Genomic DNA, 20,165 nt, shown 5'->3' on the forward strand with positions numbered 1-20,165 from the left:
CCCTATCCTTCTTTACTTGATCCAAATAAATTAAAGGATATAAATGAAGAATTAAATTATCATAGTATTGATGCTAATCTTGCATGGGAGTTAAACTTACCTTTACCTGATAATTATGAGTTTGTATGGTTTTTTAATCACGGTTCTGGTGCTTGTGCTTTAATGCATTTTTTATTTTTATTAGGTAATTTTAATACTATTGATTATTTTTGCGGAGGCGAAGGAAATATTCGCTATATTAAATTTTATAATAGACTTTTAGAGCTTAGGGGTCAAAGGAATATTATAACTATTAATGATATTGCGCCTGATTGGTATGGCGGTAAAGAAAAAAGGGATAAATTATTTTTTTCATTTATAAAAATAACTCCTGTGTTATTTCAAATAAGGGATCCTATGGAGTTAATTAAACATGCCTATGGTAGAAAATGGGGGAGTGATTTGGCTAAAACAAGAGAATTTGATTTAAGTTATAATTTTGAAGATGTTGTAAAAGATATTCAAAAATATAGTTATAACTTACCAGATACTCTAGATGGACAAAAATCTCAAAATTTTTTTTGGAGAACATTAAAGGACTGTTTTTTTAGGTTTAAAGATTATACTTATCTAGATGTTTCTCAAATAAAAGGCGAAAGAACTATTCAAACTTTGAAGAATCTTGCACAAGAATTTAAATTTAAAGAACCAAATAAAGAGCAAGAAATATATTTAACAAGAGAAATGTTTGGTGGAAATCTTTATTTTTTACTTCCATTAACGCTTTATGCAAACAAAGAAGATCTTTATAAGAAAAGAAAAAATGAAATTCTTAATAAGAGTTCCCAAAGTATTGTTATTCATATACAAGCTTTAAATCATAATACTGATTTTATAGATCTTTATCAAATACTAGATATTCCAGTAACTAAAAATTTAATAGGTATTTATATTCATAAAGATGATTACAGAAAATTACAAAATGATAATGAATTTTTCAAGAGATTATCTAAATATCTAAAAGAATTTATATCTAAATTACATGCAAGAATTGAAATAGAAGATGATTTAATGCTTAAGACTACAGATGTTTTGGAACATTTAAGAGCCAACAAAAAGGCTAGACTTAGTGCAAAGTCAATACTAGATGAAGAATTAACCTATATTAAACAACAACGACCTGATATAGTGGCTTCTTGGAAATACTATCAAGAATTTGAAAAAATGTGTGAAGAATTAGATGGAGGGAGTTAAAGATTAAGACTTATCAATAAAATAAAAAATTAATAGTAAAAATTTTTACCCTATAATAAAACCTATTACTTTTAAAGGTTTGATAAAAAATAAAAGATGGAAAATTATTTCCATCCTTCTATATAGTTTTTAAGCTTTCTTCCAACTTTAGGATGTTTTAATTTTTTAATAGCTGAACTTTCTATTTGACGCACTCTTTCTCTGGTTACATTAAGTTCTTTGCCGATTTCTTCTAGGGTTCTATCGCTTTCATCGTCCATCAAACCAAAACGCATACGAATAACTGCTTTTTCTCTATCATTAAGCTGATCTAAAACTTCGTCAATTTGTTCTTTTAGATCATCTTTTAAGATATGATCCATAGGAGAGAGTGAATTTCTATCTTCTACAAAATCACCAAATTTTCCATCATCTTCATTGCCTATTGGTGCTTCTAATGATATTGGTTCTTTTGTGATTTTAATTACTTGTTTTACCTTATCTACGCTTAGACCCACCTCTTTGGCTATAATGCTTACATCAGGTTCTTTGCCATTTTTTTGTAAATGTTCTCGTATGATTTTATTGATTTGATTAATAGTTTCTATCATGTGTATAGGAATTCTAATCGTCCTTGCTTGGTCCGCAATTGCTCTTGATATAGCTTGTCTTATCCACCAAGTAGCATAGGTTGAGAATTTATAGCCTCTTTTATATTCAAATTTATCCACAGCTTTCATAAGACCTATATTGCCTTCTTGTATAAGGTCTAAAAAAGGAAGACCACGATTTGTATAGCGTTTCGCGATACTTACCACTAAACGTAAATTTGATTTAGCCATTCTTGCTTTGGCCTCATCTGAAATTTTTTTCCCACGTTTAATTTGCTCTAGAATTTCTTTAAGATGATTTTTTTCAAGATCAAATCCTTTTTTACTAGCTTCTTTAGTTTGAAAGAGTTTTTTGATCTCCATATATGTGCTAACCATAGTAGTTTCTAGTGATTTTTCGGCGATTTCTTCCTTGCTTAATTTTGTAATATCTTTTAAAATATTTGCATGGCGTGTTTTAAGTTCTTCTGAAAACATTGGCAAACGATATTCTAAACGTTTGAGCTCTTTATCAAATTCTTCATCACTTTTAAGAGCTGTTTCCATTGATTTTACAATTTCTGAAATGAGTTTTGAAGTAGGACCTAAATCCATAAGTTTTTCTTTAAGAATATTCTTTTTAAAGGCGATACTTAGTTTATCAAGCAATTCATCATTATCACTTTCTTTGTTATCTGTTTTACTCACTTTAAGCCAATCTTTTTTTGCTTTTTCTAGAGCTTTAAATTTTTCTATAACCTTTAAAGTTCTTTCGTCTTCTTTTTTCTTATTTTTTTTGTTTTTATCTTCATTTTCATTTTCTAATTCTTCATCTTCTTCTTCAAGCTCATCATTTTTATCATCATTTTTATCATCATCATCAAAACTTTTAAAAAGTTCTTTTACTCTTCTTTCTCTATTTATTAAAGGTTCTTTATAGTCTAAGATAAAATCAATCAAATAAGGAACAGAACAAAAAGCATCAATTATTATATCTTCTCCTAGTTCTATTTTTTTAGAGATTTCTATTTCTTCATCTTTGCTAAGTAGAGCAATTTGTCCCATTTCTCTTAGATACATACGCACAGGGGAATCTGATCTACTCCATTCTAACAAATCATTTTCATTTGCCAGATCAAATTCACTTTCTAAACTAGTATCTTGAAGTTTTTGTTTTTCTTCTTGTAATCTTTTAGCATCTTCTATATTTTTAATTTGTGCAATTTCAGCTGCAGAAAAAAGTTGAACTTTATATTTTTTGATTAAAGTCTGTATTTTTTTTGCTATAGATGCATTAGGTTGTTTTGAAAGATATTTAACTAACTTTTCATAAGTAATATAATCTTTTTCATTTTCTTTAAACAGTTCTTCTAATTCTGCTTCTTGAGTTTTTGTGCTCATTGACTTCCTTGTTTATTATATTTTTACATTAAATTTAATATTTTAGCTAAAATTTTCTTAAAAATTTATATTTTCATTATAATTTGATATTAAAATGATTTTTGGAACACTCTTTGCTTTAATGCATTTTGAAAATTAAAAAAATATAGGTGAAAATATGCAAAATGGATATTATCAAGCAACAGGTGGCATGGTAACACAGTTTAATAGATTGGATGTAATTACAAATAATCTTGCTAATATTAATACAAGTGGCTACAAAAGAGATGATGTTGTTATTGCAGATTTTAAAAGGATTTTTAAAGAAACTCAAGATGAGTTGCCTATACAAAATCATACAAGAGATGCTTCAAGATTTGTTAATACTACAGTTGATAGGGTTCCACAAATTGATCAAGAGTATACAGACTTTACTATGGGTTCTTTAAAAACTACTAATAATCCTTTAGATCTTGCAATAACTAGAGAAGATGCTTTTTATCTTGTCCAAACTAATAATGGAGAAATAAGACTTACAAAGGATGGAAATTTTCAACTTGATGATGAGGGTTATTTAGTTAATAAACAAGGTTATAAAGTTTTAAATTCTAACTATTTTGATAATCCAGAAAATGCTTGGATTAAAGTAAATGAAAACGCAAATTATATTAATGTGGATAAAAATGGAAATATTTCCGTTGATGGAAATCAAAACTCAAGATTATTTATCGCTCAAGTTGATGATATAAGAGCCTTGCAAAAAGATGGCGATAATGTATATAAAATTGATGATTTAACAAGAATTAGAGATTTGGATAATTCAAATTCAGTAAGACAAGGTTTTTCTCAAGGATCAAATGTAAATCCTGTTACTGAAATGGTAGGTCTTATAGAGGCTAATAGAATGGTTGAAATGTATCAAAAAGTTATGACAGCACACATGGATGATTTAAACCAAGATGCTATCAATAAACTTGCAAGTGTTAAATAATTAAATAAATCAAAAGGATAAAACTATGATGAGATCACTTCATACTGCTGCTACTGGAATGATAGCACAGCAAACACAAATTGATGTTACTTCAAATAATATTGCAAATGTTAATACAGTAGGGTTTAAAAAGTCAAGAGCTGAATTTGCTGATCTTATGTATCAAACCATGAAGTATGCAGGAACTTCAACTTCGGCTACTACTTTATCTCCTTCTGGTATAGAAGTTGGTGTTGGTGTGCGTCCAACTGCGATTACTAAAATTTTTACAGAAGGAAGTTTTAAGGCTACTAGTACAGATGGTTTGGATATGGCTATTGCTGGAAATGGATTTTTTCAAGTGCAACTTCCTGATGGAACCATAGGTTATACCAGAAATGGGCAATTTACAAAAGATAATGAAGGAAATATAGTAAATTCAGACGGATATAGACTTTTGCCTGAAATGACTATTCCAGAAGGTGCTATAGCGATCAATGTTGCTACAGATGGAACTGTTTCTGTAATGCTTCCAGGAGAACAACAAGAAACGCAAATTGGACAAGTAGAGCTTGTCCAATTTATCAATCCTGCTGGGCTTCATTCAATAGGAGATAATCTTTATTTAGAAACAGGTGCAAGTGGAGCTCCGGTTGCTGGAATTGCAGGACAAGATGGCTTAGGACAAATCAAACATGGTTTTGTGGAGCTTAGTAATGTTCAGCTTGTTGAAGAGATGACAGATCTTATTACAGGGCAAAGAGCTTATGAGGCTGGTTCAAAAGCGATCACAACAAGTGATGATATGTTAAGCATAGTTAATCAGCTCAAACGATAATTTTCAAATTTTTCTAAATAATTGTTTAATATTATTTAGAAAATTCTATCATTCTTATTCTTCTAAAATATTATTATTTAAATAAATTATTTAAGACTCAAAATATCCTAAATAGATATTTTGAAATTATTTCTTTTGACTGCTAAATTAATATTGTTTTTATTAAGCATAAACTATAATAAAATTTTTATCTTTAAATTTTTGGAGGAAAAAATGAATAGAAGGGATTTCATTAAGAATACCGCTATTGCAAGTGCTGCAAGTGTTGCAGGGCTTAGTGTTCCTAGTTTTGCTTCTAATGAAGAAAATTGGAAATGGGATAAAGCAGTTTGTAGATTTTGTGGAACAGGCTGTGGAATTATGATTGCTAGAAAAGATGGTAAAATAGTGGCTACAAAAGGAGATCCAGCAGCTCCAGTTAATAGGGGGCTTAATTGTATTAAGGGTTATTTTAATGCAAAAATTATGTATGGAGAGGATAGATTAGTAACTCCTTTATTGCGTGTTAATGAAAAAGGCGAATTTGATAAAAAAGGTAAATTTAAACAAGTTTCTTGGCAAAGAGCCTTTGATGAAATGGAAAAGCAATTTAAAAAAACTTATAATGAATTAGGTGTTAGCGGTATAGGTATATTTGGAAGTGGTCAATATACCATTCAAGAAGGATATGCTGCATTAAAACTTGCAAAAGCTGGCTTTAGAACAAATAATATTGATCCAAATGCAAGACATTGTATGGCATCTGCAGTAATTGGATTTATGCAAACTTTTGGTATAGATGAACCTGCAGGTTGTTATGATGATATAGAATTAACAGATACTATTATAACTTGGGGTGCAAATATGGCTGAAATGCATCCTATTCTTTGGTCAAGGGTAAGTGATAGAAAATTAAGCAATCTTGATAAGGTAAAAATAGTAAATTTAAGTACTTATTCTAATAGAACTTCAAATATAGCAGATATTGAAATTATTTTTAAACCAAATACAGATTTAGCAATTTGGAATTTTATTGCTAGAGAAATTGTATATAATTATCCAGAAGCAATAGATAAGAAATTTATTGATAAACATTGTGTTTTTGCTACAGGATATACCGATATTGGTTATGGTATGAGAAATGATCCAAATCATCCAAAATTTAAAGAATCAGAAAAAGATATCGTTGAAAAAGAAAATGTTATTACTTTAGATGATGAAGAGGCAACTTCACTCGCTTATCTTGGTGTTAAAAAAGGTGATAAATTCTATATGAAACATAGAAATCAAGCTAGTGATAACTGGGAGATTAGTTTTGATGAATTTAAAAAAGCTTTAAGTCCTTATACGCTTGATTATGTTGCAGAAGTTTCTAAAGGTGATGATAATGAATCTTTAGAAGATTTTAAGAAAAAACTTCAACAACTAGCAAATTTATATATTGAAAAAAATCGTAAAGTGGTAAGTTTTTGGACTATGGGTTTTAATCAGCATACACGTGGATCTTGGGTAAATGAACAAGCCTATATGGTGCATTTGTTACTAGGTAAACAATCAAAACCTGGAAATGGCGCATTTTCTTTAACAGGACAACCTAGTGCTTGTGGAACGGCTAGAGAGGTTGGAACTTTTGCTCATCGTTTGCCAGCAGATATGGTTGTTGCAAATCCAAAACATAGAGAGATTTCAGAAAAAATTTGGAAAGTTCCTTCAAAAACTATCAATCCAAAACCAGGATCTGCTTTTGTTGATATAATGAGAAACTTAGAAGATGGAAAAATCAAATTTATTTGGGTTCAAGTAAATAATCCTTGGCAAAATACTGCTAATGCAAATCACTGGATTGAAGCAGCAAGAAATATGGATAATTTCATCGTAGTAAGTGATTGTTATCCTGGAATTTCAGCAAAAGTGGCTGATTTAATTTTACCAAGTGCTATGATATATGAAAAATGGGGCGCTTATGGTAATGCTGAAAGAAGAACGCAACATTGGCGTCAACAAGTTTTACCTGTAGGTGAAGCTATGAGTGATACTTGGCAAATTATGGAATTTGCAAAAAGGTTTAAACTTAAAGAAGTATGGAAAGAACAAAAAGTAGATGATAAATTAACATTACCAAATGTTTTAGAAGATGCTAAAAATATGGGATATAATGAAGAGGATACTCTTTATGATGTTCTTTTTGCGAATACAGAAGCTAAGAGTTTTGGTACCGAAGATGAAGTAGCTAAAGGATTTGATAATACTGATGCTAAAGGTGATGAAAGAAATATCATAGGAAGTGATGGTAAAGAATTTAAGGGTTATGGATTTTTTGTTCAAAAATATCTTTGGGAAGAATATCGCAAATTTGGTTTAGGTCACGGACATGATTTAGCTGAGTTTGATACTTATCATAAGGTAAGAGGTTTAAGATGGCCTGTTGTTAATGGAAAAGAAACACAATGGCGCTTTAATACTAAATTTGACTATTATGCAAAAAAAGCTGCTCCAAATTCTGATTTTGCTTTCTATGGAGAGTTTGATAAAATGCTAGCTAAGGGTGATTTGATTGCTCCAAAAGATGATAAAAAATATAGCATTAAAAATAAAGCAAAAATTTTCTTTAGACCATTTATGAAAGCCCCTGAAAGACCAAGTAAAGAATATCCATTCTGGCTTGCAACGGGTAGGGTGCTTGAGCACTGGCATAGTGGAACTATGACTATGCGTGTTCCTGAGCTTTATAGGGCTGTTCCTGAGGCACTTTGCTATATAAATGAGATTGATGCTAAAAACTTATCTTTAAATCAAGGTGATTTAGTTTGGATTGAATCTCGTCGTGGAAAAGTTAAAGCGCGTATAGATATGAGAGGTAGAAATAAGCCACCTGTTGGATTAGTTTATGTACCTTGGTTTGATGAAAATGTTTATATCAATAAAGTAACTTTAGATGCTACTTGTCCATTGTCAAAACAAACCGATTATAAAAAGTGTGCAGTTAAGATTACTAAGGCTTAAGACCCAATGCAAAGAAGAGAATTTTTCATAAAAAGTTTTAAAAATTTGTGTCTTTGTGCAGGAGGAGGCTTTTTGGCTAGCTTAGCCTTAAATGCTAAAGATAGATATTATCTTAGACCTCCTGGTGCTGATAATGAAGAAAGATTTTTATCAAAATGTATTCGTTGTGGACTTTGCGTTAATGCTTGCCCATATGATACTTTAAAACTTGCTTCTTTACTTGATGCGCCTCAAAATGGGACACCTTTTTTTGAAGCGAGAAAAATTCCTTGTTATTTATGTGAAGATATACCTTGCATTAGAGACTGTCCAACAGATGCTTTAGATAAAAAGTATCTTGAAAAAAAGGATGGAATTTTTGAAGTGAAAATAGGCATAGCTATTGTTGATAGTGCTTCGTGTGTGGCATATTGGGGAATTCAATGTGATGCATGTTATAGGGCCTGTCCTTTAATCGACAAGGCTTTAAAACTTGAATTTAAAAGAAATGAACGCACAGCAAAACATGCTTTTTTATTGCCTGTTGTAGATCATGAAGTCTGCGTTGGTTGTGGACTTTGTGAGCTTGCTTGTATTACTCAAGAACCAGCTATTAAAGTTTTACCAAGAAAATTTGTTTTAGGTAAAGCAGGATCTCATTATATAAAAGGTTGGGATAAGGAAGATGAAAAACGTTTAAATGAAGATGATACAAAAAACAAAACAAAACAAAATAGAGCACAAGATTATCTTAACAATGAGGAAATGCTATGAAATACCTTATATTAAGACGTTTTATCCAAATTGCAATTTTGTTTCTTTTTAGTTTTAGTGGTGCTCATTTCATATTAAATGGGAATTTAAGTTCTTCTGTTCTTTTTTCAACTATTCCCTTAAGTGATCCTTTTGCCATTTTACAAATTTTTTTAGCAAGCTTGAGTGTAGATATAACTATGCTTTTGGGCGCTTTAGTGATTCTTATGCTTTATGGGGTATTTTTAGGAAGAGCATTTTGCTCTTGGGTTTGTCCTGTAAATTTAATCACAGATTTTTCTGCTTTTATGCGTAGAAAATTGAATTTTAAAACAAGTAAATTTTTAATCTTAAATAAAAATTTGCGTTATTTTATTTTAGTTTTAGTATTAATTTTATCTTTTATATTCTCTTTGCCTGTATTTGAAAATTTTTCTTATATAGGTATTATTCATAGAGGAATTATTTTTGGTGGGACTTCTTGGATTTTTGTTGCTTTTATCATTTTTTGCATAGATACTTTCTTAAGCTCTAGAGCTATTTGTTCTCATATTTGTCCTCTTGGAGCTTTTTATGCTGTAGTTTCTCGTTTTGCAATTTTAAAAGTTGAACACAATGTAGATAATTGCACCAAATGTTATCGTTGTGTTAATATATGTCCAGAAAAACAAGTTTTGTGGATGATAGCAAAAAAAAGTGCTAGTGTAACTTCTGGAGAGTGTATAAGATGTGCAAGATGTATAGAAGTTTGTGATGATAATGCTTTAAATTTTAATATATTCGATTTAAGGAAAAAATAATGAAAAAGAAAATATTTTTAGTTTCAACTGCTGCAGCTTTATTTTTGGTTGCTTGTGGAATTAATAGTGGTATAAGCTCAGAGCAAATTGGACTTAGAAAAGCAAGTTTAGAAAATGAAAATAAAGTTGTTTTAGCTGATATTAACTACAGCGCAGCTCAACCAGGTGAAGCGAGTGTTTATGATAGATCTTATGAGAATGCTCCTCCGCTAATCCCGCATTCTACAGAAGATTTATTACCTATTACAAAAGATAATAATTCATGTTTAAGTTGTCATGATAAAGCTATTGCTACAGATGTGGGCGCAACTCCAATTCCTCCAACTCATTATTATGACTTTAGACATAATAAAAGTATGGGCGATGTTATAAGTGATACGAGATTTAACTGTACTCAATGTCATGTGCCACAAAGTGATGCTAAACCGATAGTAGGAAATACTTTTAAAGCAGATTTTACCAATAAAGATTTGCTTAAAAAATCAAACCTAATTGATGTAATCAATGAGGGAGTAAAATAAGATATGGTAAGGATATTTTTTATCCTTACTTTTCTTGTGTTTTATTCTTTTTCTTATGAAATAAAATTAAATTCAAATGTAAGTTCTTTAAAAAAAGACAAAAATTTTTTATATATTGGAACAGATCAAGGGGAAGTCTTTTCTTTTAACTTAAAAAATAATGAGTTAAAAAAACTTTTTATTTTGCCTAAAATTAAAAGCTATTATGATGAAAGTTTTTCTCAAATTTATGATATAGATTTTTTAGAAAATAGTTTATTGATTTTAAGCGAAGGAAGTTTTGGAGAAAAGGATTTATTTATTTATAAAAACAACCAACTTAAAAAGCAAGAAATTCGATTAAATGATATAAGAAAAGTTTTTTTTATTGATAAATATACTATTCTTATAGCTTCAATAAGTTCTGAAATTTATCTTTTTGATAGAAAAAATTCGATTTTATTAAAAAAATTTAAATTTTCACAATCAGCTTTAGGAAATTTACAATTAAACGAAGATAAAACTCTTTTGGTATTAGGTTTTGAAAGTGGAGAAATAGAACTTTTTGATTTGTTAAAATGGAAAATAATACATCAGTACAAACAAATTCATAAAGATAATATTTATCAGGTGGATTTTAAAAAAAATATAATTTTAAGTTGTTCTACTGATAGACGCATAGGGGTTATAAAAAATAATAAAGAAAATTTTTCACAACAAAATTTTTTAATTTATGCTTGTTCTTTAAGTCCTGATGGTAAATTTATTCTTTTTAGTGATAACAACGATAATAAAACTAAGGTGTTAGATACTGACACTTTAAAACAATTAACTTTTTTTGATAATGAAAATTTAAGTGTTGAAAATATAATTTTTATAGATAATAAAAATTTTATTCTTTCTGGATTTTCAAATATACTTTTATTTAGGAGTTTAAATGAATCTTTCTAGTGTTTTAATTTTAACAAAAGAGGAAAATCAAGAAAAATTGATTCAAGATATTAATCAAGTGCCAAATTGTTCAGTTGAAATGAGCGAAAATGGAAAGATTATAGTGATTATAGAAAGTGAAAATTTAGAAGATGAGTTAAGTTCTTATAAAAAACTTGAAAAGCTTTCTAATATAATTAGCATTAGTATGGTTTTTTCTTATCAAGATTTAGATGATGATATACAAAAAGCTATTAACAGTGGCGCTATAGAAACTATAGAAAAAAATGAAAAAGCAGAGAATATAGAGTATTATGGAAGTATTTTTAGGAGATTATCTTAAAATGATTTTTTTAATCCCCTTACTTATATTTTTTGCCATAATTTTTGGAATCGATTATTTGTATTTTTCTGATAAGGATTTGGCTGTAAAAGAGCAAAAAGAAATAAAATTAGAAGAAAATAACTCTTTAAAGCAAGAATACCTAAAGCAACTTTTTAATACTAAAAAATAAGTTTATTTTTTTATATAATTAATAAAACTATTCTCTAAATTTTATTAATCTTTTGCCATATTTTCCGATTTTTATTCTATAAATTAAAGGATAAAAATGCAAGTTAATATCAATGCAAATTTAGTTTTTAAAAATTTTAAAGATGCGACAAATGGATCTTTAGAAAATACTTTAGATTTGAAAGATTCTAATCAAAATTCAAAAGATAAAATAAATAAAACCTCAAAAGATGATGATACAAACACTAAAAAGCCAGAAATTACAGTAAGCCAACAAGCTATTAAAAATGATGGTTCGAGTGTAAGTCAAAATTCTAAAGATTATCTGGATTTGTTAGCAAAATTAAATGAGATTATGGCAAAAATTGCTGAGATAATTTCAAAAATGCAAAATGCCAATGAACAAACAAAACAAGCTTTACAATCTCAACTTCAAACATTAAATTCGCAAGCGGCTGTTATCATAGCTCAAATTCAAGAAGCCCAAAATACATAAAGTTCAATATCTTTTTGAATTTAATGTGGTTTTTATAACTTCAATATAGTAAAAATTCAATAAATATTATAAATTTACCCAATTTTATAAAAAAATAAAAACACTCATAAATACTATAAAATCATTATAAATATCCTTCAAATATCTATAAAACAATGTTTTATTAAATTTGACTTAAAATATTTTCTGCAATAAAATAAATTCACATTATATTTTAAAATAAGGAACTAAAATGTTTAAAAAACTACTTAGTGTTGTAGTTTTAGGTGCTTTAATTTCAAGTTCTGCTTTTGCAGGGGATATCCTTGCTAAAGTAAGTAATGGAGCAATTAGTGATAATAGTGCAGGCGTTAAAGTTCTTAGCCTTGATGAGATGAAAGAGGTTAAGGGTGGAGTTTATTTTTACAGAGATTCAAACTATGATTTTACTGCTGGAATTAGAAGCTATGCTTATGTTGCAACTGAAGATGGAACCGAAAAAGGAAGTCATTTAACAGCTCAAAAAATGGGAATTGATTCATCAAAAATTGTTCTTGCTAAATACCGTTATGTAAATAATCAAAAAGATTATTATTTACAAAGCTACGATAAAAATTCAGGTAGACTTAATGACATTTGGACTTGGAATGGTTCTTATGCACTTCAAGTTCTAAATGACTTCAAAAAAAGATACTAATTCTTTCTAAATTTATTCCATTTTATTCTAAAATGGAATAAATTTTGCTTATATTAATTTATATTTAGATTGAAGGCAGAATCTAAATCAAGGAGTTAATATGAGTATCTTTAGCATCAATGATAATTCAGGTTATACTTCTATACTTTCACAAAGTAAAGCTAATAAAGAAAGTAAAGAAAATTCTAAAATAAATTTTGCAAATACTTTTTTAAAACAAAATGTCACTAAATTAAATGAAATTCAAAATAAAAATTCACAAACTTTAATAAGAAGTGAAGTATTAGATGATGAGTTAAATTCTGCTAATATATCAAATAGTAATAACACTAATGTTAGTGTAAATACTAAAACAAGTTCTCCTAATTATGATATAGCTAGTGAATTTAAAAACTCTATTTATACTCTAAAATATAAACAAGCTGATCCTTTAGTTAATACAAGTAATATTGCATCTTTAGCTTATGGTTATAGTGTAGATAAAGATGGTTATATGGGAGAAGACTTTAATAAAGCTGCAGGATTACCAAAAGATTTTAAGATACATAAATCTACTTTAGATGAGATAGAGAGATTTAATGAAGAAAATTATTTTAGTTCATCAAGTAAAAATTTCTTGGGTGTAACCGGTGGTTATTATACAAACATAGATATGGCTGATACTATAAGACAATATTATTCTAAATTTGATCAAATTATAAATCATAGTTTTGGTAATTCTAATAAAACTAGCTTTAGCATAGAAGATTTAAATTCTTTACCAAAAGGGTATAGTATCCATAATACGGATTTTAAGTTTATGTTTCAAAATTTAGATAGTCAAACTATAACAAACTATTATAACACTCAAGAACAATATGATGAAATAGAACAATTAGGAATATTTGGACATATCAATACAGGATTGCAACCATTAAATTTCACCCCACAAAGTATGCAAACTCAAAATTTAGATAGCGATATAGCAAAAGATACTTTTAATCCTGATATGTCAGTTTATCCACAAAATGAAGATGGAAGTTATTCTAAAGAAGCTTTGTTTATGAGCTTTTTAAAATCTAATAGCGGAGAAGTTTTAGAAGGTGGTAATACAACATTAAACCCATTGGTTAAAGCATATATTAAAGCTATGACAAAAGAAAGCTTTGATGGATCATTAGCTTCCTTAGATGACATCATGACAGGAAAAGTTGATTTTGCAAGTTTATTAAAAGGTTATGCTCAAGATGGTTGGCTTGATGCAGATATATATGCAATGGAAAAAGGAGTTGCTTGGCAAAATACAAGTATAGGTTATGGTGGAGCTTGGTTTGATAGAGAATTTAATAATGCTAAAAATAATGGCTGGAAAGCAAGTAATGAAAGTATAAACTCTTTTGTAAATTCTATAATGGATAGACTCAATAATCTTTTGGGGCAAACTAGAGTATAAAAAAATTAAAGCAAAGATTTTGATATCGCCAAAGTGGTATCAAAATCGAAAAGGTTAAAAACATTTTGTAAAGCAATAATCTCAGTTTATGTTTTTTAAAGAGATTTTAGAATCTTTTACTAAAACCAATATGGAATTAAACCGATTTGCTTTTTCTCTTGCATCTGTTAAACTTATCTGTGGATATTTGCCTATTTTTATAGAGTATGCCTTTTTATTTTGTTTATATCTAAAATAGAAATTTTTATCTATTTTTCCATTTGAGTATACTCTTGCTTCAATATACTAGCATCTTTAATAAAAGTTTTTTTAGATACAACTAAATTTTTTAATTATCTATCATTAACAATATTCATTTTTATCCTTATAAAGTGTGTGCAAATTTTTAAAAAATATTTTTTTGCATATATTTTCAAAATGCCAAAAGAGATTAATTGAGATATTTTGAAAACATTTATTTATGGTGTTTTGTTTATCATTTGAGATTAATTGAGATAAGAAGTAATGGTGCCCAAGGTCGGACTCGAACCGACACAAGGTTGCCCTTACTAGATTTTGAGTCTAGCGCGTCTACCAGTTTCACCACTTGGGCTAAAATTGGAAATTATACTTTTTTTAGGTTAAAAAATGCTTTAAAAAATAAAATGATTTTGCTTGTTATAAAAAATTTTAACACAAAGCATTATTAAATACTTATAAAAATATAAATAAATATGTTTAAAAGTCGATAATTTCTAAGTTTTACTAATAAAAATTTTAAACCATATTGACAATAAATGATAAAATTTCTACAAAACTATTAATAAATTATTTTTTTGGAATATTTATTGCTTGCTAGTTCTTAGCAATATTTGAAAAGATAATTAACAATTTATCAAGGAATTATAAATGAGGGTTACTAATAAATTAAATTTTACAAATTCAGTTTCTAACTCTATGAATGGTCAAAATGCTTTATATAAAATATCTCAACAAATTTCTTCAGGTCTTAAGATACAAGATTCTTATGAAGATGCAAGTGCTTACATTGATAGTACTAGACTTGAATATGAGCTTAAAACTTTGCAACAAGTTAAAGAAGCAACACAATCAGCTCAAGAAATGACTCAAAATAGTATGAAAGCTTTACAAGATATGGTAAAACTTTTAGAAGATTTCAAGGTTAAGGTAACTCAAGCCGCAAGTGATAGTAACTCTCAAACATCAAGGGAAGCTATAGCAAATGAGCTAAAAAGAATTAAAGAAAGTATTTTACAGCTTGCAAATACAAGTATTAATGGTCAATATCTTTTTTCAGGTTCTCAGGTAAATAACAAACCTTTTGATTCAAATGGCAATTATTATGGAGATAAAAATAATATCAATGTCGTAACGGGTTCAGGAACGGAAACCCCTTATAATATCCCAGGTTGGGATTTGTTTTTTAAAGCGGATAATGACTATAAAAAACAAATTACAACAAATGTAAGTTTTACAGATAATCGTTATAATTTAAAAGATGATCCTAGCAAAACAAAATACCTTGATGGTGACTCAAAATGGAGTCATTTGATCGGACAAGGCTATGTTCAAGATGGAAAATTAGATCCAGATAGAGATTTTGATGAGAAAGATTTAAAACTTAATTTTCCTCCAACTACTCTTTATGTTCAAGGAACAAGACCAGATGGAACAAGCTTTAAAAGTGCTGTGCTTGTAAATCCAGAAGATAGCTTAGATGATGTGATGGAAAGTATAGGAGCGCTTTATGGAAATAGTGCGGATAATAAAGTAGTTGATGTAACTATAAATGATAGCGGTCAAATTCAAATCACTGATTTAAAACAAGGGAACAATAAATTAGATTTTCACGCAGTTGCTTACACTCCACAAATGGAAACAACTGAAAGTTTTAAACAAATGGAAAAATTTGTTAAAGACAATAATCTTAATATGGACGATGTAACCAATGCTGTAATGGAACAAGCATTGGCAAATGGTGGAGATATAACAAATTTACAAAAACCTGTAACGATTACCTTAACAGCACAAGATGGAACAACGAGAGATTTTACTTTTGATCTAGCGCAAACAGATTTTATAAGAAGCAATATGACAGATTCTGATGGAAATCAAGCAAATGGTGCTGATTATGATAATGTGTATTTTGAAAAAGATGGTAACACTGTTTTTGGTAATGTTTCACAAATCATCAAAGGAAGTAATGCTTATGCAACGGACTCTACAAAACTTAGCGAGGTAATGGCAGGAGATAGTCTTAATACGACTTTAAATTTAAAAGTAAGTTCTAAGGGTGGAAATACTTATGATGTAACAATAAACTTGCAAAATTCAACTGTAAGCTATCCAGATCCTGCAAATCCTGATCAAACCATTACCTTTCCTATAATGCATACAGATCCTGCTACAGGAAATAGTGGAGTGGTAACTCCATCAAATGATATAACTTATAAGCAATTAAATGATGTAATAGCACTTTTTGCTTCTGATAAAGCTCCAACTCAAAGTATCAATGCAAATAATGGAGTGGTGAGTGCTAATGATTATAGTACCTATCAAAAGAATTTAAGCGATTCAAAATCTTTAGTTGATGTGAAAATGGATTATAAGGGACGCATTAGTGTCACAGATAAACTTTCTTCTGGAACAAATATAGCAATTTCTTTAAGTGATTCTGCTAGCGGAACATTTCCACAACCTCCTTTTACTCATACGTCAAGTGTAAGCTCGGGTCCAAATTTTTCTTTTAGTGCTAATAACTCTTTAGTTATAGATGAGCCTAATGTAGATTTGATTAAAGATCTTGATATGATGATTGATGCTGTTTTAAGTGGCAATATGAGAGCGGATGCTGATTCGAGTGATCCAAGAAATACAGGTATGCAAGGAGCACTAGAAAGACTTGATCATTTAGCAGATCATGTAAGCAAGTTAAATACTGTTATGGGTGCTTATCATAACTCTATAGAGGATACTAATACTAGAGTAACTTTTTTAAGTGTAAATGTAGAAAGTATTAAATCAAATGTTATTGATATCGATTATGGAGAAGCTATAATGAATCTTATGCAAACTCAGCTTGCTTATCAGGCTTCATTAAAGGCTACTTCTACAATTTCTCAAATAAGCTTGTTAAATTATCTATAAAATCTTTTATGTTATAATGGCTTCTGAATTTAATTTAAGGATATAAAATTAAAAAAGAAGTCATTTTTTTAAGTTCAACTTTTGGTATTTTTTATCTCTGTTTATGTATGTTTATACCTTCTATGGGTAATTTTTTATATAAATTTAATATTTTATTGTTTGGAAAATTTGGATATTTTTATCCGTTTTTTTTAATGATTATTAATTATATTTATTATAAAAGGCATTATAGATTAGAAAATTTTAAGCGAAGTGAAATTTTTGGATTTTGCTTTATAATTTTTTCTGCAATGCTTTTATTTGCTATTTTTTATCCTAATGAAGGTTATATTTTAAAGCTATTGTATAAGTCTTTTTCATTCTTTTTTGGACATATATTAAGCGGACTGATTGCTTTGTTTTTTTTGCTTTTGTCTATTGTTTTACTTTTTCCAGGGTTTATTAAAGAGGTTTTTAATCTTGAGTTAGATTTTAGTAAATTCCTTTATTTTGAGTCCAAAATAAAAGCTTTATTTATGGACGTTTTTGGAGGAGAAAAAGAGGAAGTAGAGAATAAAAATTCCAAAACTCCTATTTTTAAATTTAATTTAAAACAAACTTTAAATTCGTCTAATGAGATAAAAAATAATCTTACAGAAACAAAGCAAAAACAAGAAAGTGAAAATTTAATAAAAAGTGATATTACGGAAGAAAAAATCAATAAAGAAGAAATTAAAGAAGAAGAAAAAAATATAAATGAAAATATAAACGAATCAAAAAGTTTTATATATGAGACTTCAAAAGAAATTGAAAATTTTGCTAAAAAAGCTAGTAGAAGCAGTATTAGTTTAGATGAAGAATTGAATTTTATTTTACAAGAAGAGGCAGATATGATTCCTGAACGTTTTTTAAAACCTAAAAAAATTGAAGATTTAAAAGATCAAATTGATGAAAAAAGTAATCTTGATGAGCCAAGTTATAAGCGTAAAAATATAGAAATTTCTTTACAGAAAACCACTAATAAACCTAAAATTTTTGAAAAAGAACTTGAGCTTAGAGAGCAGCTTTTGCAAAAGGCTAAGCTTGCGGAAGAATACAAAGTTTATCAAAATCAAATTTTAGAAAATCGCGTTAAAGAGGAAATTCAAATTCTTGAAAAAGAAGAAAATTTAAACATACTTCAAGGAAACAAATATACTATCAATGATCAATACAATGATAAAGAAATTACACCAGCAGAAGAAAAACAGGAATTTCTTCCAACAGTAGAAGAATTAAATACTCCTTATATCCCACAAACTCCTGTTATAAAGATGAGTGAAATCAAAGAAGAGCCTTTTGTATCACAACAACAAAATTTGCTAGAAAATGAGACTAATCAAAATTTAAAAGAAAATTTAGATAATGAAATTTTAAGTCAAGATGATAATTTACAAGATATCAATTTAAATGAATCTAAGCAAAAAAATGAACTCTCTAGAGGTATTTTAGTTAAAGAAATAGAATTAAATCAACAACTTTTAAAAGATATAGAGCAAGGAGAAATTCAAAAACCAAATGATTTTAAACTTCCTTCTCTTGAATTTTTAGCTAATCCTGTTTATCTTAAACAAGATATGGATGAAAATGAAATAGATAAAAAAATTTATGATTTGCTAGAAAAGTTAAGACGTTTTAAAATAGGCGGAGATGTGATTAGCACTTCTGTTGGGCCTGTGGTAACTACTTTTGAATTTAGACCAAGTGCAGATGTTAAGGTAAGTCGTATTTTGAATCTTCAAGATGATTTAGCTATGGCTTTAAAAGCAAAATCTATACGCATTCAAGCACCAATTCCAGGTAAAGATGTAGTTGGTATAGAAGTTCCAAATGAACAAATCCAAACGATTTATTTAAGAGAAATTCTAGAAAGCGATGTATTTCAAAATGCAAAAAGTTCTTTAGCAATTGCGTTAGGAAAAGATATAGCGGGTAATGCCTTTATAACAGATCTTAAAAAACTTCCACACCTTTTAATAGCAGGAACCACAGGAAGTGGAAAAAGTGTTGGTATAAACTCTATGCTTTTGAGTTTGCTTTATAGAAATTCTCCTAAAACTCTAAGACTTTTGATGATAGATCCTAAGATGCTTGAATTTAGCATTTATAATGAAATTCCACATTTATTAACTCCAGTGATTACAGATCCTAAAAAAGCTATCATTGCACTTTCAAATATGGTGGCCGAAATGGAACGTCGTTATAGATTGATGGCTGATGCTAAAACAAAAAATATAGAAAATTATAATGAGAAAATGAAAGAAAAAGGCCTAGAAACTTTGCCTTTCATTGTTGTTATTATCGATGAATTGGCTGATTTGATGATGACTGCTGGAAAAGATGTTGAATTTTATATAGGGCGTCTTGCGCAAATGGCAAGAGCTAGTGGAATTCATTTAATCGTCGCAACTCAGCGTCCTTCGGTAGATGTTGTAACAGGGCTTATTAAGGCTAATTTGCCAAGTAGAATTTCTTATAAAGTAGGGCAAAAGATTGATTCTAAAGTTATTTTAGATGCTATGGGTGCTGAAAGTTTGCTAGGACGTGGGGATTGTCTTTTTACTCCTCCAGGGACAAGTTCTATTGTGCGTTTGCATGCTCCTTTTGCTAGTGAAAGTGAAATTGAGAAAATTGTAGATTTCTTAAAAGATCAAGAAAGTGTTGAATATGATGAGAATTTTCTTAAGGATTCTCAAGGAGCAAATAACAATGCACAAGATTTTGACAATGATGAATTTGATGAGCTTTTTGAAGATGCTAAAAGAGTCATTTTAGAAGATCGAAAAACAAGTATTTCTTATCTTCAAAGACGTCTTAAAATAGGCTACAATAGAGCTGCTAATATCATCGAACAATTAAGTAAAGCAGGGATTTTAAGTGAGCCAGATTCTAAAGGACAAAGAGAGATTATTATTTAAAAGAGTCTAAAAAATAGACTCTTTTAACAG

General features: G+C 28.7%; 17 protein-coding genes and 1 tRNA gene. 15 read left to right on the forward strand and 3 right to left on the reverse strand.

Features of this window, described 5'->3' with window-relative positions; all coding sequences use genetic code 11:
- On the forward strand, nt 1-1,233 hold a 1,233-nt coding region (locus DU473_RS00005), incomplete at its 5' end, for a DUF2972 domain-containing protein (RefSeq protein WP_131186327.1).
- Nucleotides 1,234-1,337: 104 nt separating this feature from the next.
- Here the strand turns inward: DU473_RS00005 and rpoD are convergent.
- A complete protein-coding gene (gene rpoD / locus DU473_RS00010; RefSeq protein WP_131186328.1) occupies nt 1,338-3,203 on the reverse strand; it encodes an RNA polymerase sigma factor RpoD in 1,866 nt (621 codons plus the stop codon).
- 157 nt (nt 3,204-3,360) lie between these two features.
- On the opposite strand from rpoD, the gene DU473_RS00015 reads away from it, so the two are divergent.
- The 12 genes from DU473_RS00015 to DU473_RS00065 all read left to right on the forward strand — a co-directional run bounded on the left by DU473_RS00015 (nt 3,361) and on the right by DU473_RS00065 (nt 14,052).
- A complete protein-coding gene (locus DU473_RS00015; RefSeq protein WP_131186329.1) occupies nt 3,361-4,173 on the forward strand; it encodes a flagellar hook-basal body protein in 813 nt (270 codons plus the stop codon).
- Nucleotides 4,174-4,198: 25 nt separating this feature from the next.
- On the forward strand, nt 4,199-4,990 hold the full coding sequence (flgG, locus tag DU473_RS00020; protein WP_131186330.1) for a flagellar basal-body rod protein FlgG: 792 nt from the start codon (nt 4,199-4,201) through the stop codon (nt 4,988-4,990).
- Between the two features lie 213 nt (nt 4,991-5,203).
- Nucleotides 5,204-7,972, forward strand: a complete 2,769-nt coding sequence (napA, locus tag DU473_RS00025) for a periplasmic nitrate reductase subunit alpha (RefSeq protein ID WP_131186331.1) — start codon at nt 5,204-5,206, stop codon at nt 7,970-7,972.
- Nucleotides 7,973-7,978: 6 nt separating this feature from the next.
- The gene (gene napG, locus DU473_RS00030; protein ID WP_131166038.1) at nt 7,979-8,725 is read left to right on the forward strand and encodes a ferredoxin-type protein NapG; all 747 of its coding nucleotides are present in this window, start codon (nt 7,979-7,981) and stop codon (nt 8,723-8,725) included.
- The gene (gene napH, locus DU473_RS00035; RefSeq protein WP_131186332.1) at nt 8,722-9,504 is read left to right on the forward strand and encodes a quinol dehydrogenase ferredoxin subunit NapH; all 783 of its coding nucleotides are present in this window, start codon (nt 8,722-8,724) and stop codon (nt 9,502-9,504) included. The genes napG and napH overlap by 4 nt, the downstream gene beginning before the upstream one ends.
- The gene (locus DU473_RS00040) at nt 9,504-10,025 is read left to right on the forward strand and encodes a nitrate reductase cytochrome c-type subunit (RefSeq protein ID WP_131166040.1); all 522 of its coding nucleotides are present in this window, start codon (nt 9,504-9,506) and stop codon (nt 10,023-10,025) included. Before napH ends, DU473_RS00040 begins: the two co-directional genes overlap by 1 nt.
- A 3-nt stretch (nt 10,026-10,028) precedes the next feature.
- The gene (locus DU473_RS00045; protein WP_131166041.1) at nt 10,029-10,955 is read left to right on the forward strand and encodes a WD40 repeat domain-containing protein; all 927 of its coding nucleotides are present in this window, start codon (nt 10,029-10,031) and stop codon (nt 10,953-10,955) included.
- Nucleotides 10,942-11,277: a chaperone NapD gene (locus DU473_RS00050; protein WP_131166042.1), complete on the forward strand. Its 336-nt coding sequence runs from the start codon at nt 10,942-10,944 to the stop codon at nt 11,275-11,277. The genes DU473_RS00045 and DU473_RS00050 overlap by 14 nt, the downstream gene beginning before the upstream one ends.
- A gap of 1 nt (nt 11,278) precedes the next feature.
- Nucleotides 11,279-11,449, forward strand: a complete 171-nt coding sequence (locus tag DU473_RS08210) for a hypothetical protein (RefSeq protein ID WP_166683072.1) — start codon at nt 11,279-11,281, stop codon at nt 11,447-11,449.
- Nucleotides 11,450-11,545: 96 nt separating this feature from the next.
- Nucleotides 11,546-11,944 carry a hypothetical protein gene (locus DU473_RS00055; RefSeq protein WP_234194141.1) on the forward strand — a complete coding sequence of 133 codons (399 nt, stop codon included), beginning with the start codon at nt 11,546-11,548 and terminating at the stop codon, nt 11,942-11,944.
- A 232-nt stretch (nt 11,945-12,176) separates the two neighbouring features.
- The gene (locus DU473_RS00060) at nt 12,177-12,620 is read left to right on the forward strand and encodes a hypothetical protein (protein WP_131186333.1); all 444 of its coding nucleotides are present in this window, start codon (nt 12,177-12,179) and stop codon (nt 12,618-12,620) included.
- Nucleotides 12,621-12,720: 100 nt separating this feature from the next.
- The gene (locus DU473_RS00065; protein WP_131186334.1) at nt 12,721-14,052 is read left to right on the forward strand and encodes a Cj0814 family flagellar-dependent secreted protein; all 1,332 of its coding nucleotides are present in this window, start codon (nt 12,721-12,723) and stop codon (nt 14,050-14,052) included.
- An 81-nt stretch (nt 14,053-14,133) separates the two neighbouring features.
- On the opposite strand, the gene DU473_RS08360 is transcribed toward DU473_RS00065, so the two are convergent.
- Nucleotides 14,134-14,334: an Arm DNA-binding domain-containing protein gene (locus DU473_RS08360; RefSeq protein ID WP_316328895.1), complete on the reverse strand. Its 201-nt coding sequence runs from the start codon at nt 14,332-14,334 to the stop codon at nt 14,134-14,136.
- A 223-nt stretch (nt 14,335-14,557) separates the two neighbouring features.
- Nucleotides 14,558-14,644, reverse strand: a tRNA-Leu gene (locus DU473_RS00075).
- A 296-nt stretch (nt 14,645-14,940) separates the two neighbouring features.
- On the opposite strand from DU473_RS00075, the gene flgL reads away from it, so the two are divergent.
- A complete protein-coding gene (gene flgL, locus DU473_RS00080) occupies nt 14,941-17,199 on the forward strand; it encodes a flagellar hook-associated protein FlgL (RefSeq protein ID WP_131163259.1) in 2,259 nt (752 codons plus the stop codon).
- A gap of 107 nt (nt 17,200-17,306) precedes the next feature.
- Nucleotides 17,307-20,135 (forward strand): DNA translocase FtsK, encoded by a 2,829-nt coding sequence (locus DU473_RS00085; RefSeq protein WP_131163260.1) that lies wholly within the window; start codon nt 17,307-17,309, stop codon nt 20,133-20,135.
- Nucleotides 20,136-20,165 lie beyond the last annotated feature (30 nt).

Source organism: Campylobacter novaezeelandiae (genome assembly GCF_004323845.1).
GTDB classification, from domain to species: Bacteria; Campylobacterota; Campylobacteria; order Campylobacterales; family Campylobacteraceae; genus Campylobacter_D; species Campylobacter_D novaezeelandiae.

Bases quoted from the DNA above. Each gene is read 5' to 3' on its own strand.
- rpoD (WP_131186328.1), bottom strand. From the start codon at position 3,203: ATGAGCACAAAAACTCAAGAAGCAGAATTAGAAGAACTGTTTAAAGAA.
- DU473_RS00015 (WP_131186329.1), top strand. From the start codon at position 3,361: ATGCAAAATGGATATTATCAAGCAACAGGTGGCATGGTAACACAGTTT.
- flgG (WP_131186330.1), top strand. From the start codon at position 4,199: ATGATGAGATCACTTCATACTGCTGCTACTGGAATGATAGCACAGCAA.
- napA (WP_131186331.1), top strand. From the start codon at position 5,204: ATGAATAGAAGGGATTTCATTAAGAATACCGCTATTGCAAGTGCTGCA.
- napG (WP_131166038.1), top strand. From the start codon at position 7,979: ATGCAAAGAAGAGAATTTTTCATAAAAAGTTTTAAAAATTTGTGTCTT.
- napH (WP_131186332.1), top strand. From the start codon at position 8,722: ATGAAATACCTTATATTAAGACGTTTTATCCAAATTGCAATTTTGTTT.
- DU473_RS00040 (WP_131166040.1), top strand. From the start codon at position 9,504: ATGAAAAAGAAAATATTTTTAGTTTCAACTGCTGCAGCTTTATTTTTG.
- DU473_RS00045 (WP_131166041.1), top strand. From the start codon at position 10,029: ATGGTAAGGATATTTTTTATCCTTACTTTTCTTGTGTTTTATTCTTTT.
- DU473_RS00050 (WP_131166042.1), top strand. From the start codon at position 10,942: ATGAATCTTTCTAGTGTTTTAATTTTAACAAAAGAGGAAAATCAAGAA.
- DU473_RS08210 (WP_166683072.1), top strand. From the start codon at position 11,279: ATGATTTTTTTAATCCCCTTACTTATATTTTTTGCCATAATTTTTGGA.
- DU473_RS00055 (WP_234194141.1), top strand. From the start codon at position 11,546: ATGCAAGTTAATATCAATGCAAATTTAGTTTTTAAAAATTTTAAAGAT.
- DU473_RS00060 (WP_131186333.1), top strand. From the start codon at position 12,177: ATGTTTAAAAAACTACTTAGTGTTGTAGTTTTAGGTGCTTTAATTTCA.
- DU473_RS00065 (WP_131186334.1), top strand. From the start codon at position 12,721: ATGAGTATCTTTAGCATCAATGATAATTCAGGTTATACTTCTATACTT.
- flgL (WP_131163259.1), top strand. From the start codon at position 14,941: ATGAGGGTTACTAATAAATTAAATTTTACAAATTCAGTTTCTAACTCT.
- DU473_RS00085 (WP_131163260.1), top strand. From the start codon at position 17,307: ATGTTTATACCTTCTATGGGTAATTTTTTATATAAATTTAATATTTTA.